This window comes from Coleofasciculus sp. B1-GNL1-01, assembly GCF_040220235.1.
Lineage (GTDB): Bacteria > Cyanobacteriota > Cyanobacteriia > Cyanobacteriales > Coleofasciculaceae > Coleofasciculus.
This window is the reverse complement of the sequence record NZ_JAVJTO010000004.1, coordinates 123,538-141,835: the sequence shown is the minus strand read 5'-3', so window position 1 is coordinate 141,835 and position 18,298 is coordinate 123,538. Positions and strand designations below refer to the sequence as shown.

Below are 18,298 nucleotides of genomic sequence, written 5' to 3'. Positions count from 1 at the left end.
TTTTAGTGGAAAAAACAGGCAGGGATTGGCAATTTTAGAATAATTTTGTTTGATAAATTGGAATTTTTATATTCTTCTTTAAAAAGCTCAACTTTTAAGCGGCAAATTGACTTATAGAATTAGTTTGTGAGAAATGCGGGTAAACGCACTACAAGGATTGCGCCCTGATTAACATTACAGTTTAAATGCCGAACAGCTTAATTTCATTTCTGCTTCCAGAGGTTCCATCGGAGGAGTCTCTACGGGAGCCTGTCAGGGACAAGAGAGTAGCTTTACAGAATCTTTAAACTTTTCCCCCGCAACTTTACCGAAACTTCATAGATCTCACCCTGGAATTGCAGTAATCTTTTTAGTGTAGTAGAGAGTTAAGGTTGACTCCGCCAAATGAACAGAGCGGGGTCTTTTTGTGGGAATCAATACCAGATGCCCCATGGCGCGTCTGGTACTAGGTCAACCGGATTCATTAATGTTACAAAACTTAAACATGAAATCCAGGTTCATTAAGGTCGGGGATAAGAAACACCCCCCTCGGTATTTACCCCCTAGATTTAGGGGAAACGCCAACTCAACTACCTAGATATAGCGAAATTAACCGATCAACGCCGCGATCGCACGGGTAGCATCCCCCCTTAATCCGAAACCCTAGGGCTGATTATCCCCCAGGTTGACTGAGAAATCGATCTCCCCATTTTTGGCACAAGGAATTAGCATATAAGGGTGATTAAACTGTACACTCCCTTAAAATCCCTAAGGGAAGGTCACTGGTTCAAGCTCATCTGCGGCGCCAGTTTTCAGCACCTCCCTGCCGTTCGTAACCTCACCTTGGCGTATACTCTAGCTGGGGCTGATTGTATTGATGTGGCAGCTGACCCTGCCGTAATGGCGGCGGCAAAAACAGGCATAGGGGTAGCTACACGTCTGGTGGAATCCAGTCAAGCCCAAGGTATAGGATACAGGCATCAACCCTGGTTAATGGTCAGTTTAAACGATGGGGAAGATCCTCATTTTCGCAAAGCTGAATTTAACCCCAATGCCTGTCCCCCAGACTGTCCCCGCCCTTGCCAGACGATTTGTCCGGCTCAAGCAATTGTCTTCGAGTCACCGCCAACTCATCCGGAAAATTCAGGAAAGTGGGAGTCGGCTCAACCCCTCAACTCGTCTCACTCGCCCCAGGGATTCTCCGGTGTTATTGATCAACGCTGTTATGGTTGTGGACGTTGTTTACCCGTTTGCCCCAGTCAACTGATCTATACTCGCTCCTATGTATCCGCCCCCACAACTCTAGCGGAACTGATTCTTTCAACGGGCGTTGATGCTTTGGAAATTCACACCCAAGTCGGGCATTTTACTGACTTTAAACGACTCTGGGGCGCGATCGCTCCCTGGATGCATACCCTGAAGTTGCTGGCTATCAGTTGTCCGGATGGTGAGGGCTTGATTGATTATCTCTGGGAACTTTACCATCTGATCACGCCCTTACCTTGTCCCCTCCTCTGGCAAACCGATGGCAAGCCAATGAGCGGTGATATTGGTACAGGAACCACACGAAAAGCCGTGAAGCTGGCACAAAAGGTGTTATCCGCTAACTTACCTGGATACGTGCAACTAGCGGGTGGAACCAATCACCATACCGTGAGTAAACTCAAAGCAGTAGGACTCCTCAACCCTAGAACCCCAGAAGACGCTACCGCTAACCCCATCCAGCCCTTTGTCGCGGGTGTGGCTTACGGAAGCTATGCCCGGGTATTACTGGCTCCAGTTTTAGACCAACTCGATCAATACCATGAAGCAAATCATGATATCAATTTCCAAGCATTTCCATTATCATCAAGGGCAAACCTGGAAAATGATCCGCATCGGCTGGCAAAAGCCGTGACTCTAGCCCATTCCCTAGTATCTCAACTGAAGTCCGTTTCTAAGCCTGTTCCAGACGAACTCAGGAGGTTGGTGGAAATAAATCCAACGATATGAAGCTCTGTAAATAGTCCTCACACCTTTACATCAGATACATCAGGCGAATGACATAAACAAATGACGAATGACAAGCCTATGGTGAATGCCAACGGGATGAACCCATCCCATCCCCAATCGTTATCCAATCAAGCCTTATCTAACACCACCAATTTAGCTGGGATGCAGATTACTGAGGATCTCCAAAAATTACTCGCTATTTTGCCAGAGGATATTCGCCAAATCCTGGAGCAACACCCCCATCGCGACAATTTAATTGAAGTGGTGATGGATTTGGGTCGATTTCCTGAGGTGCGTTTCCCCTCTGGTGCCGAATATCTGTCCGAAACCCCCGTCACCGCTGAACAATTAAACTATTGTGTTGAGCGGGTTGGGCATTTCAGTGGGGATAATCGAGCCGGACTGGAGAAAACCTTACACCGGATTAGCGCGATTCGCAATCGTCCCGGCGACATTATCGGGTTAACCTGTCGCGTCGGACGAGCGGTGTTTGGCACTATTGGTCTGATTCATGATCTCGTCGAACGGGGTCAATCAATTTTGATGTTGGGGCGTCCAGGTGTGGGCAAAACGACGGCGTTACGCGAAATTGCCCGGGTGCTGGCAGATGATCTGCAAAAACGGGTGGTGATTATTGATACCTCCAATGAAATTGCAGGCGATGGCGATATTCCCCATCCCGCCATTGGTCGAGCTCGGCGGATGCAAGTGTCGCGTCCAGAACTTCAACATCAGGTGATGATTGAAGCGGTGGAAAATCACATGCCCGAAGTGATTGTCATTGATGAAATTGGCACCGAACTCGAAGCCCTCGCCGCTCGCACGATCGCGGAACGGGGGGTGCAGTTGGTGGGAACAGCCCATGGAAACCAAATTGAGAATCTGATTAAAAATCCAACCCTCTCTGATTTAGTCGGCGGGATTCAAGCCGTAACTCTGGGGGATGATGAAGCCAGACGTCGGGGTTCTCAAAAAACGGTATTGGAACGCAAAGCACCGCCCACGTTTGAGATTGCGGTGGAAATGCTGGAGCGTCAGCGCTGGGTGGTGCATGAGAGTGTGGCGGATACCGTGGATGCGCTACTGCGGGGACGCCAACCGAATCCCCAAATGCGGACGGTGGATGAGCAGAATAAGGTAATTATTACCCGTGAATTCCCTGATGCACCCGCACCCCTGGAACGCCGTACCCAGTCCGGGTTAGTGGCAAAACCCAGTGGCTGGCGTTCGTCGGGACAGATGCAGCCACTATCGCGTTCATCATTATCGGCTTCGGCTCAAACCAGTTATTTTGATCAGCTTCTCCATGACTCTTGGCAACAACCCAACTCCGTTGGCGAGGTTGTAGACACGATTGGACCCAATGGTGAAGATCTGCCCCTCCATGTCTATCCGTATGGGGTGAGTCGCCATCAAATTGAGCAGGTGATTCGGGTGCTAAATTTACCCGTTGTCTTAACCAAGGACATGGATAGCGCTGATGCCATTTTAGGCTTGCGATCGCATGTTAAAAGTCACTCGAAACTGCGCTCAATTGCCCGCTCCCGGCAAATTCCTATCCACGCGGTTAAAGCCAGCACCGTTCCCCAAGTGAGTCGCGCCCTGCGGCGGATGTTGGATATGGATGATCCTGGAGTTCCCGATGCAGCAGATTTGCGCTTATTTACCCAAAGTGGCAGTGATGATGAGATTGAGGCGCTAGAAGAAGCCCGGTTAGCCGTCGAGCAAATCGTGATTCCTAATGGACAACCTGTCGAATTACTACCGCGATCGCCAAAAGTGCGAAAGATGCAGCACGAACTGGTGGAACACTATCGCCTCAAGTCCGATAGTTTTGGCGATGAACCCAATCGCCGCTTGCGAATCTATCCCGCTTGATGGCAAGGGGTAGGGGTGTGGCAAGAGGATAACGTGTAGAGTAGCTCACGAGACTCTTGCTTCACCCGTTCTTCCATTACTGCTTGCTGTAATTGGATGAACGCGGTAAAGTCTTCCCAGTCGTACTTGTTCGCTAAAAGCTGACGCAATTGGTCTTCAGCTTGCAGGGTCAGGTAGCCAGTCTTTTCCGCTTCTTGAACAATTTCGCGAATTAATCTCATTAGTGAATCTCCAGCGTTAATCGGTAGGTTAAAGTTGTGCCAGGTTCTATAACGAGTTGTCTTCAGCTATAGTCACCCCTAGCTATAAATCGCCAGTAGAGCGTTGCTCTTACTGGGTCTGACGGTATGGTGACAACTCGACATGCTATCAAATTTTTTCTTTACAAAAGAATACAAATTGAGGTCAACCCTTGGACAGAAATCCTCCTAACCTGAAGATATGTAAAAGCTACGTTCCCCTGATCAATGCAGCCAATGCCTTATTGTAGGGGATTCAAGCGTAATATAAAGATTATATTAACTTTTTTACCCTTGGCAAACGAGTTAAATAATCTTAGCTTATCTTAACACTTGTTTATAGATGGGGAGTCCGCCGCGTAAATTGAGCCTTCTGTTCCCTGAGATCAGGAGAAATCAGCCAATTTTCCAAAATCTCTTGACATATTCCCAGCTACAACTGCTAATATAAGCAAGGTACACACATTGGGGTGTAGCCAAGCGGTAAGGCAGCGGGTTTTGGTCCCGCCATTCCCAGGTTCGAATCCTGGCACCCCAGTCGCATCTACCCGAAAAAATAATTTGATTAATCGATTCGGCGGAATTCCCCACTCTCTTACAGGGTGGGGATTGATAGTTGGATTAATGTAGGGGCTGCTGAATAAGTCTTGTGGTGGGGGTAGGGAGCAGGGGAGCAGGGGAGCAGGGGAGCAGGGGAGATGGAAGACAACATTTCTATAACCCATTACCCTATTGCCTATTGCCTATTGCCTATTGCCTAGCGCGTAGCGCTATATTTGGATTTAGATTTTGACTTAGATTTAGATTTCGATGGTTCCAGCCAATCCTGAGTACCAACACTAATCACGGTTTGAATCTGCATCTTGATCCCTTCAGTTTGCGCGGCTGCTAATAGATGCTTCATCCCTACTGGTTCTGAGGCTTCAGCGGCGAGAAAGGCTGCGGCTAAAGCAATATTGTGGATACTACCTCCGGAAACAGCCAGCCGCGCTAACTTCTCAAAATTCAATCGTCGGGTGGGAGTAGACTTGGGAAAGACGCGCCGCCAAATCTGCTCTCGTTGCATTGCATCTGGGAAGGGAAATTCCAATACAAAACGCAATCGTCGCTCAAAGGCTGAGTCAATCGAGTCTCTTAAGTTGGTCGTGAGAATCGCCAACCCTTGATAGCTTTCTAAGCGTTGGAGTAGATAACTGACTTCTTGGTTAGCATAGCGATCGCGGGCGTCTTTGACTTGACCGCGTTTGGCAAATAAAGAGTCGGCTTCGTCGAATAATAAGACTACACCGCCGACTTCAGCCGCGTCAAAGATTTGAGCTAGGTTTTTCTCCGTTTCTCCGATATATTTACTGACAACTGCACTCAAATCAATGCGGTACAAATCGAGGTGCAGTTCTTTGGCAATAATTTCAGCAGCAGTGGTTTTACCTGTACCACTTTGACCATAGAATAACGCCGTCAGTCCCAATCCTCTACTCTGTTTTCCCCCCATTCCCCAATCCTGGTAGACTTTGGCGCGTTGGCGGGTGTGGGCGACAATTTCCTTCAGGGTTTTGAGTTGGGATTCTGGCAGAATCAGGTCATCCCACGTCATTGGCGTTTCAATGCGTTGGGCGAGTGCATCTAGGCGAGGACGGGCTTGGTGGCGGCTGGTATTCCACAGGGTTGTTCCTAAATTGGTGTGATCATTGCGATTAACCTGATGGATGGCTTGGGTACAGACGGAATGAATCGCACTTTGGCTGAGATTGAATTGGGCGATTAAGCGATTAACCTCGCCATTGAGTTCGTTTCCGTTGTCTGCTAGATAGGTGAAAAATAGGGAACGTTGTTCTTGGGGAGTGAGTTTGGGTATATCGTAGGTGGTTAGGGAGCGTTCTGTCGCGGGGAGTCGCTGTTGGCTACTCAGGATTAGGGGGGTACTGATTTCAGCAATAAATTGAGAAATCAGTGATACTCCTGGTGCATCTCCCATGTTCAGAGAGTCACATTCGAGGAACAATACACAATTGGTTAAGATAGCTTCCCGTTCCCAGCGTCGCCGCAATTGATGCAGTTGGGTGGATTCTGAGGGGAGTACCGTTGCTGACATACGACGGATAGAACAGCCAAATAACGTTGTGGCTTCAGCAGCAATGCGGCGTTTTGTGGTCAAATCTGAGCCAGACAATTCGATAATTGGCAGGTTTGAGGTGGGGGTAGATTCAGACCAAGCCGAAGCAATGATCTGGGCGATTTGCTGATGGGATGGGGGAAGGGCTAATTCTCCGGTTAAGCCGAGATCTAGGAGGTTAACTCGCTCATCAAGTTGAGCATCGATGCTGGGTTCGCCTAAAAGATAGCAGAGGATACGGGGGTCAATTCGTAGGGGCGATTGAGTTAAGATTACACCTGGAGCGATTTCAATCAGTTGCCAATATTGTAAGGGGGATTGTCGTCCTAGGACGCTTAAACTGATGTTGGGTAAGACAGATAAGGCTAAACTCAGAGTCGGGTAATTATTCTGGGAGTCACCACTGGCTTGGCGACAGAGTGACGGGAAATCGGGGTCGAGTTCCATACCTACACATAGGAGGAGGATATCGCGATCGCAAGCCGATAAGCCAAATTGGGTGCAGAGGATATCCAAGGCAAAGGGAATCGCCGAGTTGGGCGTTTCCGGTGGGGGAAAATCCGGGTTTGGGTCAGTTGTCTGATTCTGTTTGTGGGAAATATAGCATTCAAGATGACGATAAACTCGGTTAACCGAGGTCATCAAATATTGATAATTGGCTTTGTACCAATTTATTGCTGTAGAATTCATAGAATGGGTAGAACCCCTGACGTGGAAGTCGAATTTGTCCGATATGATTTTTATATACAGCATATAGTTTTGCCCAATTAATTGCAAGTTATATAGTCATCAGCTTATGCAGGAAGCTCAACAGAAGAAACCTTCGTTTATTCCACCCACTCCTGCGCCCAAAAACAGTGATCAAGGGTTTGCGCCACCGCGATTTCCCGTACAGTCACACGCCAAACCACTGTCAAAGGCAACTCGCGCTTATTCGAGTGATCAGAGAGATTTAATTCAGTCAAAGCTGCTTCAGGGGATGGATGAGGCGATTCAAAAGCAGGCGCAAACTGAAGCCATCCAGTCGAAATGTGCCCACTGTGAAGCCGAGGATGGGGTGCAACTTAAAGACGATGGGGAGTCGGTACAACAGAAGTCACCCCAAGACATTGCCGCTGATGGATTCACAGAAACGCCCAGACAACTACCGCATCTGGATAAGATCCAAAAGTCCTTTGGTCAAGACTTGTCCCATGTTCAAGCGTATACGGGTAAAGAGGCGGCGGCGGCATCTCAGAAGTTGGGGGCAGCGGCTTATACCTCTGGAAATCGGATTGCTTTTGCCAAGAGTCCGAGTGTCGGATTGGCAGCCCATGAAGCCGCCCATACGGTGCAGCAACAATCAGGGAAGGTGCAACTCAAGGATGGTTTGGGGCAGGTAGGGGATAAATATGAACAGCACGCCGATGCGGTAGCGGATGCTGTGGTAGCTGGGAAATCGGCTGAACCTTTATTAGGAGAGTATACAGGAGTAGCACCACCTCTACAAGAGGACTATCCCAATTTTGTACAGGGTGAGGACTCACAGAGTAAATTAAAGTTACCAATGTTCCCTCAAACCAAGACTATTCAGCACCAACTGATGAAGGGGGAAGTAGGAAATATTCAAGCTCAAGCTGATCGCCCTGCTACAAGTTTTCAAATCGGGCAAACACTAGGAGTTAATACTCGTGGTTATCAAGGTTGGGCAGGAGGAACAAGCGGATGGGTGACAGCCCTAGACGAGAGTGGTCAACGAATTAGTTTACCTGATTATTTGAAAGTTAAATATGAGGGATTTAGGCAGGGGCGAGATTACTTTGAGTCCTTGGAAGGACATGAAACAGAAGTATACGGAAAAAAACTCAGTCTCGCACCCGGCTATCTTGACGATACTATGACTTGGGGTGGGTCGGCAGATCTCACCTATAACGACCAAACGGAACAACTCACCTATGGAAGTAAACGTGCACGTGCAATCATAAATGTCGCTTGGGGTGTTGACAAGATACACTGTGGTGTGACTTATGCCCTGCGACTTCCTGATTTTCCTCATCCTGGGGGTAATCAATATGGAGACTATGCTACAGTCTGGTTTAGAGTTTACGAGGGACCCCAAGGAGATGAATACTTACACCGTGGACGTGGTTCAGCGGGGTGCATAACAGTTACTGATAATGTTTGGTCGGATATCTATAAATATCTGATTAACAAACGCCGAGGTGTCCATTTTGTAGGAACAATTGCACGGATAAACTGTCGTGGAAACTAACAATCTGCGCTGAGGTCAATTGATACAATGAGACGGCTAGCCTCTCTAGTAGATTGAGAACAATGACTTATCTGAATGTGAGGAATTATACAGGGCATCGGATGGCGACTTATTCTAACTAAGTTGAGCTAAAATTATTTGGTATAATTAGTAAAAATCTATGTTAAAATCTAGTTTTGAAGACCAGTATGTTGCCTAACTTCAACAAAAAGGTTGTTCAAATAATTTTGATGTTTTTAGGACTGGCTCTTTCCGCTTCAATTTCCTGTAGTCCGCAAGAGCAGAGGTTAATCTTAAACAATTCATTGGAGTCAGTTGACTCACCCAATCCCTCACGGGTAGAAAGTCAAGAAACAAATCAATTACTTCCGATTATTCAGCGTGATAAATATGGTTATATAAACTCAACGGGGCAGATTATGGTTAAACCCCAGTTTGATGAAGCTGGTTTTTTTTCTGAAGGACTAGCATGGGTCAGAATTGGGGGTAAGAATGGCTTCATTGACAAAACTGGGCAGATTATTATTGAACCGCAGTTTGATCGTGCTTCTTCCTTTTCCGAAGGACTAGCTGCTGTAGGTATTGGTGGTAAAATAGGTTATATTAACAAGACTGGCAAACTGGTTATCCCACCACAATTTGATACAACGTATCGGTTTTCCGAAGGGCTAGCTAGTGTCGCGATTAATGGTAAGTGGGGCTATATCGATAAGACGGGCAAGATAATTATCCAACCGCAGTTTCATGAAGCTAGAGACTTTTCCGAAGGACTGGCATTAGTTAGGCTTGGCAAACAATCAGGTTATATCAACAAAACGGGGCAGTTTGTTATTGAGTCACCTTTGAGTTTAGATAGAAGTTTCTCCGAAGGTTTGGCAGTGGTGAGATCGGGTGTCGAGTGGGGCTATATCGACAAGACTGGACAAATCGCTATTGATTTACAGTTTAGACAGGCTTTTGATTTCTCTGAAGGGTTAGCTGTCGTAGTCACAGGTCCACCTGTTCGGGAAGGACCACTAGAAATGGCCGATCTGACTTGGGGCTATGTTGATAAAACAGGTCAGATGGTGATTAAAACGGAGTTTGATGAAGTCAAAGACTTTTCTGAAGGGCTAGCTGCTGTAGCCGTGGGTGAAAAGTGGGGCTATATTAATAAAAGTGGGCAGATCATAATCGAGCCTCAATTTAATTTTGCCAGTGAATTTTCCCAAGGATTGGCATGGGTGACAATTGACAGCAAGCCAGGTTATATCGATAACACAGGAAGGTACATTTGGACTCCCACGAACTGATTTATCGAGTTGACACAGTATAGCCAGTAAAGGAGTAATGGTTGAAGGGGTGACAAGCAGCTCAAGCGCTTGACAGACAGAGCATTTCACCTTTTCAGGGTTTGGCGACAGAGTAAGGGAAAATCCGGGTCGAGTTCCATACCCACGCATAGGAGAAGGATATCGCGATCGCAAGCCGATAAGCCGAATTGGGTGCAGAGGATATCCAAGGCAAAGGGAATCGCCGAGTTAGGCGTTTCCGGTGGGGGAAAATCCGGGTTTGGGTCAGTTGTCTGATTCTGTTTGTGGGAAATATAGCATTTAATATGACGATAAACTCGGTTAACCGATGTCATCAAATATTGATAATTGGCTTTGTACCAATTTATTGCTGTAGAAGTCATAGAATGGGTAGAACCCCTGACGTGGAAGTCGAATTTGTCCGATATAATTTTTATATACAGCATATAGTTTTGCTCAATTAATTGCAAGTTATATAGTCATCAGCTTATGCAAGAAGCTCAACAGAAGAAACCTTCGTTTATTCCACCCACTCCTGCGCCCAAAGATAGTGCTACAGGGTTTGCACCACCGCGATTTCCTGTACAGTCGCAAGCCAAACAACCGTCGGCTTCTGGAAAGGTGACTCGCGCTTATTCGAGTTATGACCGAGATTTAATTCAGGCAAAGCTGCTTGAGGGAATGGATGAGGCGATGCCAAGACAGGCACAAATGCAAGCCATCCAGCCCAAAGATGCCCACGGTGAAGCCGAGGATGGGGTGCAACTTAAAGACAATGGGGAGGCGGTGCAACACAAGTCACCCCAAGACATTGCCGGGGATGGATTTAGGGGAACACCGAGACAATTACCACATCTGGATAAAATCCAACAGTCCTTTGGTCAAGACTTATCCCATGTTCAAGCCTATATGGGCAAAGAGGCGGCGGCGGCATCTCAGCAGTTGGGGGCGGCGGCTTATACCTCTGGAAATCGGATTGCCTTTGCTAAGACTCCGAGTGTCGGATTGGCAGCCCATGAAGCAGCGCATGTCATGCAGCAACAATCTGGGAAAGTGCAACTGAAGGATGGTTTGGGACAGGTGGGGGATAAATATGAACAGCACGCCGATGCGGTAGCGGATGCCGTGGTAGCGGGGAAATCGGCTGAACCTTTATTAGGAGAGTATATAGGAGACACTGCGATCGCGCCGTCGATGCCTTCGGTAATGGCACAAGCCGAAAATGCACCGCGACAACCGAGTGCGATCGGGCAAGATGTTTGGGCATCCGCAGAGGTCAAATTGATTGATGAGAGAAATTTTGGCAGTGCTTTGGCGGGAAGAGGCGGAAATTTAGGCAGTGAGGGAACCTATTACATTAATCCTAGAATCTCTGCTACATTGGGCGCAACCCAAGGCAAATTCCAAGGAACACCACGATTATTTCTCGGTGATAAAACCGTTGGTAGCCACGTTCGGTTAATGGTTTCCAGCGCCAAAACAGAACCAAAAGATTTCGGGGGAGGACATGAAGGATACAAGTTTAGTGCCACCTACATCTTAAAGAATGCTAAAACCTGGGAAACACCTAACATGAATTTCAACTTTGGCGTTCATAATCGTCGGCAACTCGAGGGAAGTCTCGGTGCTTCTGGAAGGTTGCCAATTAAAAAACTGCTTCCTGTAGAAGCAAATGCCAATATTGGCACCAATTTCAGCAGTGAACAGGATTTTAAGGCAAATATTGAAGAGTTTTCTTTAGGCGGAACCAACAGCTACTATGCCCACACTCATGAGATTTCTCTCTATATAAGTTCTGCGGGGAATGCAGGTGGTAATCCCATTGAATCCGGAGGTGATGGCAATCATACTCCAGATGGCGTTTATGTCTCTCAAAAAGTTAAGAGTAAAGACGTCGATCCTGATGATGGTAGTCATAGCTATGTTACTAAACATGAAAATGAGCGAGTGAATATGCCTTTGCAACAATGAGAAAATAAGCCGAAAATGAAACCTCGAACAAGAATAGACCTTGTAATAATAGTAGCTGCCATAACAATGGCAAGTTGTTCAGGAGACAGCATCCCCTTTCTCGGACAATCGCGCCCCCAGCCAATCCCTCCGCCGGAACCGATTAATTGTCCAGAAATACCAACGGTTGAAGAAATACCAAATACTCCTGTTTCTGGTCAAGTTTATGGGCGCAAGTTTTCCTTAGACAAGTCAGATATTTCTCTTCTTTATTTACGGATACAACAGGGTAATCTTGATCCGCAGGCAATCACAGTGCGATTTAGTTTTGACATCCCAGTTGGATCTTCATATTTTGACCCAGTTGAATCTTCATCTCCTGTAGAACCGATAGAATACTACACCTCCAAGGCGGAAGGAACAACTTATGCTTACGGAGGAAGATATGGCACAGAACGTGAAAGTATCTGGGATTACCGTGTTGCCGCGACGGAGTATGTAAAGAATCTGCAAGATAATTCAGATGGCGATCATTATATATTGTGGTCTTACAGTACTTCGCTTGACTATCCAGATTACCGGGTATTTTTGCAGATTGGTCAGCGACAGGGAGATTACCTTCCGGGCAAACTCTATTTGTGCATACCGGAAGCTGCAACTGAGATTCAAGGAACGTTTAACGCTAAACTATCACCCCCTAACGGAACTTTTGTCGATGACTAATACCAAGTTGCAGTCTAACGTAGAATTTGGTGAACCACAGAGTCACTACAGAACACAGAGAATAAGAGAATAAGAGAATAAGAGAGTTATACGTGTGAAGGCAACTTAGTATGAATTTAATTTCAAATTCCTAATTAATCATTTTAGACGTAAGCCGAAAATGAAGTCTCAAACCAGAATAAATGTTGTAGTCATGTTAGCGACTATAACAATGGCGAGTTGTTCAGGAGACAGCATTCCCTTTCTCGGACAATCTCGCCCCCAGCTAATCCCTCCACCGGAACCGATTAATTGTCCAGAAATACCAACAGTAGAGGAAATACCAAATACTCCTGTCTCTGGTCAAGTTTATGGGCGCAGGTTTTCCTTAGACAAGTCAGACATCTCATTTCCAAAACTACGGATACAGCATGGAAATCTTGATCCGCAGGCAATCACAGTGTTATTTATCTTTGACATACTCATTGGTGCTTCATCTCCTGTAGAACCGATAGAGTATTACACGTCCAAGGCGGAAGGAACAACCTATGCTTACGGAGGAAGATACGGCACAGAACGCGAAAGTATCTGGGATTATCGTGTTGATGCGACGGAGTATGTGAAAAATCTGCAAGAGGATTCAGATGTCGATTATTATACGTTGTGGGATTACAGTACACTTGACGACCTAGATTACCGAGTATTTTTGCAGATTGGTCAACGACAGGGGGATTACCTTCCGGGAAAACTCTATCTGTGCGTACCGAAAATGGCAACTGAGATTCAGGGTACTTTTAACGCTAAACTCTCACTGGGGGACGGAACTTTTGTCGGTGACTGAACAGGGAGCATCCTGTTTTGGATAAAGTATTACCTCAAGTAACGCAATTGCAAGGGTTGCAGCCCAATTCAAAGAGTCAACGTGCCAAATTGGGATGCTCCCTTACCGTTCCCTGTTCCCTGTTCCCTGTTCCCTGTTCCCTCTTGGACTAACTGATGTCCTTTCCGTACCTCGTAGCGCTAATCACGGTTTGAATCTGCATCTTGATCCCTTCAGTTTACGCGGCTGCCAATAAATGAAACAACCCTGCTATGATTTAGTTACTCGCCTGACTGAACTTGCTCCTAAAGCACTAAAGGCTAGAAGACCCAAAGCAGAAGAGGATTCTGGGACAGGAACAGGTTCAGTAGCCTCAACCACTTTCCACTTAAAAATACCACTTCTCTGCGTAATGCCACTCAACAACGATGTACTGGCGACATTTGCACCGCGATCACGCAAACGAACAGTGTAAGTGACACCTGACTGAACTGTTCGCGTTATTGTTCCTGATATGGGATAGTCTGGACGAGCATCAGGATTCTCATCAGGATCGTATCCAACATTTTCATTAGGTTCAAATCCAGACCATTCAAGAATCCAACCATTTAGACCAAATGTTCCTATTAAAGATGTACCGAAACCCGTAATTTCAAAGTCAAGAACAAATATTCCATCCTCATGAGCAGTAAAACTGTAAAGCCAGTTTGCGCTTGCCGAAGTTGTGCCAGGAACACGCCCATCAATATTCCAGCCTATATTAAAAAGATTTACCAAACCTTCAGAGCTATTAGTCCACTCAGATGTTCCCTCGGCTGTAGTTAGTATGCTATGACCGTTAGAAGTAGCTAAGGCACTGACTGACCCATTTAATAAATTAATTGTGCCAAACTGATTATCTAAATCTACGTCCTCGACAAACACTTCACCAGCACCAAGTCCAGCACTAGATTTTACCCTAAAATCCAGCGAAGAATATTGAGGTGTAAGGGAAAAAGCACTTGCTGTTTTAGTGATCCCAAAACTGACAAAAAGCATTCCAGCTAAGGTAACTACTGTTTTGCGATAGATGCTAATCATTTTTTAACTCATTTTAAATTTGCTATCTTAATAATACTTTTCTCTTTAGATGAGGTCGATTCCATAAAAGCCATCTTCATCAACTCTTTAATTACTTTATGTATAAAAAAAATATATATTTACAGACAATTATTAACCAACACCCTAATCTGTTTTATACAGCCAGAGTGCTGGAGTTGCTTTACTTCAAGGAAATTCGCAAAATTAGTCAAAAAAAACTTAAAACTAAAATTTACTTTTCTTAAACAAATAGAATTTCTGAAACAACGCAAACACATTTTAATTATAAGATAAAGTTATGATAAAGCATCCTACTGACCTAGCAGTTAATCTTCACACAATCTTTAAAAAAAAGCTCTTGACAATAAAGCCAGCGTGATTTTTCCAGCGATAATAAGCTCTGCTTATCACTCCAAGTACGGGAGAGCCGGTTTTTAAGGCGAGAATTCCTTGATTGAACGAATGACAAAGGACAAATGACAAATGACGAATGACAATTTACCATTGACCCGCCAACGCCGCCCGACACCGTTCGCAAATCGTGGAATGATCGATGATTTTACCCACAAACGGGGAATAATTCCAGCAACGATCGCACTTTTCCCCTTCAGCTTTGACAATCCCCACCCAAACCTGTTCCGACTGACTGCGATAGTCCGCATTTTCAATCGCATCCGGGGAGTCTAATACCTCAACTTGGGAGGCTAAAAATAGATAGCGCAACTCATCCACCCCGTTACTAAGAACCGTAAACCGTTCCCCTAGAATTCTGGGTTGGGGTTGTACTGGCGGTGGGGGTGCGGCTTCAGGTTCAGTCGTCGCGGGTTCCGGTTGGGGAGAACTTTCACCCAATACCTCAGTTTTTAGCGATCGCGCTTTTTCTGCTAATTCTTGGCGATTGGGGGCGCGGAGTAAATAGCGATTGACAAACCATGCACTGTAGCCAACCCCCACTAATTGCAGCATATCAGCCAATAAGGGGAGATGTGCGATCGAAGCTAATACGGTTGCGGTTACTTTTAAGGTAATCGGTACGGCGACAATCACTCCCACTGTTAACCATACGCGCTGATTTTCGCTGAACACCTGGCGTAGTGTCGTCAAGACAGTAGACAGAATTTGATTAACATTCCACTCTTGTTCCCCTGTGTCTGAGGACAACGTTTCTGAAGCTAATACTGCTTCCGGTTCCGGTTCCCTCACCATCAGTTCCGGTTTCGGGGTTTGCAACCACAGGCGGGGAATCCCACTGGGGTTTAATTTCCGCAACTGTTGGCGTAATTGCGTATCGGGGACATGAAGCAAGACTTTCGCTTCTAGAGAAGAACCTATCATTTTCTCTGCCCTGGCTTGTTCTAACACCTTATTCACCTCGGTGCGAATCGCCCGTAACCTTGTCCATTTCTCCACCAATTCCGGCTTTTTCCAGGTTTCGTCTAACTGCACCCATCCCGACTCAAACACCGACTTATAGGGTGTGGGATAAGGCAGATATTGCCAAATATCTTCTGCGGTATGGCATAATACAGGCGCAATGGATCGGGCTAAATTTTCCAGTGCGATCGCTAATACCGTCTGACAACTGCGGCGTCGTACTGAATCGGGATGACTGATATACAGACGATCTTTCGCCACATCCAAATAAAAGTTGGACAAATCCACCACACAGAAATTCTGCACCGTTTGGAAGAAACGGAAAAACTGATAACTGTCAAACGCCTCCGTTACCTCACCAAACACCTCCGTTATCCGGTGCAGCATATAGCGGTCTAATTCCGGTAACTGTTCATACGCCACGGCATTTTTGGCGGGGTCAAAATCATGCAGATTTCCCAATAAAAATCGCGCTGTATTGCGAATCTTGCGATAAATATCGGAAAGCTGTTTCAGTATTCCTTGACCAATGGGAACATCCACCGAATAGTCCACCGACGACACCCACAGCCGCAGCATATCTGCACCATACGGCGGTTCCTGTTTATGATTCTTCCCGCCTTCAATAATTGTCGCGGGGTCTACCACATTCCCCACAGATTTACTCATTTTACGTCCTTGTTCATCCAGAACAAAGCCGTGGGTTAATACTGATTTATAGGGCGCACAACCATTTGTCGCCACACTGGTGAGGATACTGGATTGGAACCACCCCCGATGTTGGTCTGACCCTTCCAGGTACATATCGACAGGGTAGGATAATTCCTCACGTTCTTGCACAACTCCCGCCCAAGAGGAACCGGAGTCAAACCAGACATCCATCGTATCGGTGCCTTTGCGATACGTGCGACCATTATTGCGGTAGGATTCGGGTAATAATTCAGTTACGGGCAATTCCCACCACGCATCTGACCCTTTTTCGGCAATAATCTTTTGGACGTGGGCGATGGTTTCTTCTGTCAACAGAGGTTCATTCGTCTCCTCATCATAAAACACCGGAATCGGCACCCCCCAACTCCGTTGGCGGGAGATACACCAATCCGAACGTTCCGACACCATGGCGGTAATCCGGTTTTCTCCTTGGGAAGGAATCCAATTAACTGACTTAATCGCCTTCATCACTTCTTCCCGGAAGCCATCCACCGACGCAAACCACTGTTCCGTCGCCCGGAAGATAGTTGGTTCTTTCGTTCGCCAATCGTAGGGATATTTATGGACGTAGTTTTCTTCTTTCAGGAACGAACCCGCCTCTTTCAGGGCGTCAATCACCGCTGGATTGGCATTCCGCAGCACATTTAACCCCGCAAAGGGTCCAGCTTCGGTGGTAAAATCTCCATTTCCATCTACGGGAGAGATAATCGGTAAATTGTAGCGCTGACCGACGATATAATCTTCTTGACCATGACCGGGTGCAGTATGAACTAATCCGGTTCCCGATTCTGTGGTAATGTAATCGCCACCAATTACAATTGGACTTTCCCGGTCAAACAGGGGATGGCGATAGGTACACTGGTCTAATTCTTCTCCTTTCAGGGTAGTTTTGACGGTTAGGTCTTTATCCAAGGTTTGAGAAAGGCGTTCCACTAATTCCGCCGCCACGATTAAGTATTTAAACCCTTCGGCTTCCGTGTCTGAGTCGGTGGAGTCTGATTCTGGGGAGTCCTCGTCTGGCGTTGGCGCAAATCCTTTTGCCTTTGTCTTACTGGGTTTCGAGGATTTCTCCGCCTCCTGACTGGCTGATTTCTCCGACACTTCTACAACTGCGTAGGTGAGTTCGGGATTCACCGCTACGGCTAAGTTACCGGGAATTGTCCAAGGGGTAGTTGTCCAAATTGCTACGCCCAAATCTACTAAATAGGGTTTTAGCTTCGCTTCCACAGAATCCGTGGCTTTGGTCAGGGGAAACGCGGCATAAAGACTGCGAGACGTATGTCCTTCCGGATATTCTAACTCGGCTTCTGCCAAAGCGGTTTGGGAACTGGGACTCCAATGAACGGGCTTCATTCCCCGATAGATATAGCCTTTTAGTACCATCTGACCGAATACGCCAATTTGGGCGGCTTCGTATTCGGGGGTTAAGGTTAGGTAAGGATGATCCCAGTCTCCCCATACACCATACCGTTGAAACCCTTGGCGCTGCTGATCAACCGTTTTCAGGGCAAATTTTCGGGCTTTGCGCCGCAGCTTTATCGGGGTTAGGGCTTGGCGTTCTTCGGCGTCCATGGCTTGCAGGACTTTCAGTTCAATGGGTAAGCCATGGCAATCCCAGCCAGGAATGTAGCGAACTTTATACCCTTGCAGCAGCTTGTATTTATTGATGATATCTTTAAGAATTTTATTTAGGGCGTGTCCCATATGCAGCGCCCCATTCGCGTAGGGGGGACCATCATGCAGGATGAAACTATCACCGGGATTCGTCTGTGACAGTCGCTGATAAATTTGTTGGTCTTGCCAAAATTGTTGGAGTTCCGGTTCCCGTTTGACCGCGTTTGCCCGCATACTAAATTCAGTTTGGGGCAGATTTACGGTGTCTTTGTAGGATTTAGCTTCTGTCACAGTTCGACCTAT

12 protein-coding genes and 1 tRNA gene are annotated in these 18,298 nt (G+C 46.5%); 8 read left to right on the top strand and 5 right to left on the bottom strand.

Annotated features, from left to right (window positions below; genetic code table 11):
• Positions 1-717: 717 nt before the first annotated feature.
• Positions 718-1,971, top strand: a complete 1,254-nt coding sequence (ldpA, locus tag RID53_RS00795) for a circadian clock protein LdpA (protein ID WP_446386308.1) — start codon at positions 718-720, stop codon at positions 1,969-1,971.
• 162 nt (positions 1,972-2,133) lie between these two features.
• Positions 2,134-3,849 (top strand): R3H domain-containing nucleic acid-binding protein, encoded by a 1,716-nt coding sequence (locus tag RID53_RS00790; protein ID WP_446386313.1) that lies wholly within the window; start codon positions 2,134-2,136, stop codon positions 3,847-3,849.
• Here the strand turns inward: RID53_RS00790 and RID53_RS00785 are convergent.
• Entirely contained in the window at positions 3,837-4,070 is a 234-nt protein-coding gene (locus tag RID53_RS00785) for a hypothetical protein (protein ID WP_044204643.1), read from the bottom strand. The two genes, RID53_RS00790 and RID53_RS00785, sit on opposite strands and share 13 nt — an antisense overlap.
• Positions 4,071-4,554: 484 nt before the next feature.
• On the opposite strand from RID53_RS00785, the gene RID53_RS00780 reads away from it, so the two are divergent.
• Positions 4,555-4,626, top strand: a tRNA-Gln gene (locus RID53_RS00780).
• A gap of 219 nt (positions 4,627-4,845) precedes the next feature.
• Here RID53_RS00780 and RID53_RS00775 read toward each other — a convergent pair.
• Positions 4,846-6,891, bottom strand: a complete 2,046-nt coding sequence (locus RID53_RS00775) for an ATP-binding protein (RefSeq protein WP_446386307.1) — start codon at positions 6,889-6,891, stop codon at positions 4,846-4,848.
• A 106-nt stretch (positions 6,892-6,997) separates the two neighbouring features.
• Between RID53_RS00775 and RID53_RS00770 the strand changes: the two genes are divergently transcribed.
• Entirely contained in the window at positions 6,998-8,452 is a 1,455-nt protein-coding gene (locus tag RID53_RS00770) for an eCIS core domain-containing protein (protein WP_446386306.1), read from the top strand.
• A gap of 176 nt (positions 8,453-8,628) precedes the next feature.
• A complete protein-coding gene (locus RID53_RS00765) occupies positions 8,629-9,744 on the top strand; it encodes a WG repeat-containing protein (RefSeq protein ID WP_446386305.1) in 1,116 nt (371 codons plus the stop codon).
• Between the two features lie 86 nt (positions 9,745-9,830).
• On the opposite strand, the gene RID53_RS00760 is transcribed toward RID53_RS00765, so the two are convergent.
• The gene (locus tag RID53_RS00760; RefSeq protein ID WP_446386304.1) at positions 9,831-10,127 is read right to left on the bottom strand and encodes a hypothetical protein; all 297 of its coding nucleotides are present in this window, start codon (positions 10,125-10,127) and stop codon (positions 9,831-9,833) included.
• Between the two features lie 106 nt (positions 10,128-10,233).
• On the opposite strand from RID53_RS00760, the gene RID53_RS00755 reads away from it, so the two are divergent.
• The 3 genes from RID53_RS00755 (at position 10,234) to RID53_RS00745 (ending at position 13,237) form a co-directional block, all read left to right on the top strand.
• Positions 10,234-11,715 (top strand): eCIS core domain-containing protein, encoded by a 1,482-nt coding sequence (locus tag RID53_RS00755; protein ID WP_446386303.1) that lies wholly within the window; start codon positions 10,234-10,236, stop codon positions 11,713-11,715.
• A gap of 66 nt (positions 11,716-11,781) precedes the next feature.
• Entirely contained in the window at positions 11,782-12,417 is a 636-nt protein-coding gene (locus RID53_RS00750) for a hypothetical protein (RefSeq protein ID WP_446373171.1), read from the top strand.
• 160 nt (positions 12,418-12,577) lie between these two features.
• Positions 12,578-13,237: a hypothetical protein gene (locus tag RID53_RS00745; RefSeq protein WP_446373170.1), complete on the top strand. Its 660-nt coding sequence runs from the start codon at positions 12,578-12,580 to the stop codon at positions 13,235-13,237.
• 249 nt (positions 13,238-13,486) lie between these two features.
• On the opposite strand, the gene RID53_RS00740 is transcribed toward RID53_RS00745, so the two are convergent.
• Both RID53_RS00740 and ileS read right to left on the bottom strand, forming a co-directional pair.
• Positions 13,487-14,296, bottom strand: coding sequence for a hypothetical protein (locus RID53_RS00740; RefSeq protein WP_446373169.1), 810 nt, complete (start codon positions 14,294-14,296; stop codon positions 13,487-13,489).
• A gap of 498 nt (positions 14,297-14,794) precedes the next feature.
• Entirely contained in the window at positions 14,795-18,286 is a 3,492-nt protein-coding gene (ileS, locus tag RID53_RS00735) for an isoleucine--tRNA ligase (protein WP_446386302.1), read from the bottom strand.
• Positions 18,287-18,298: the final 12 nt, after the last annotated feature.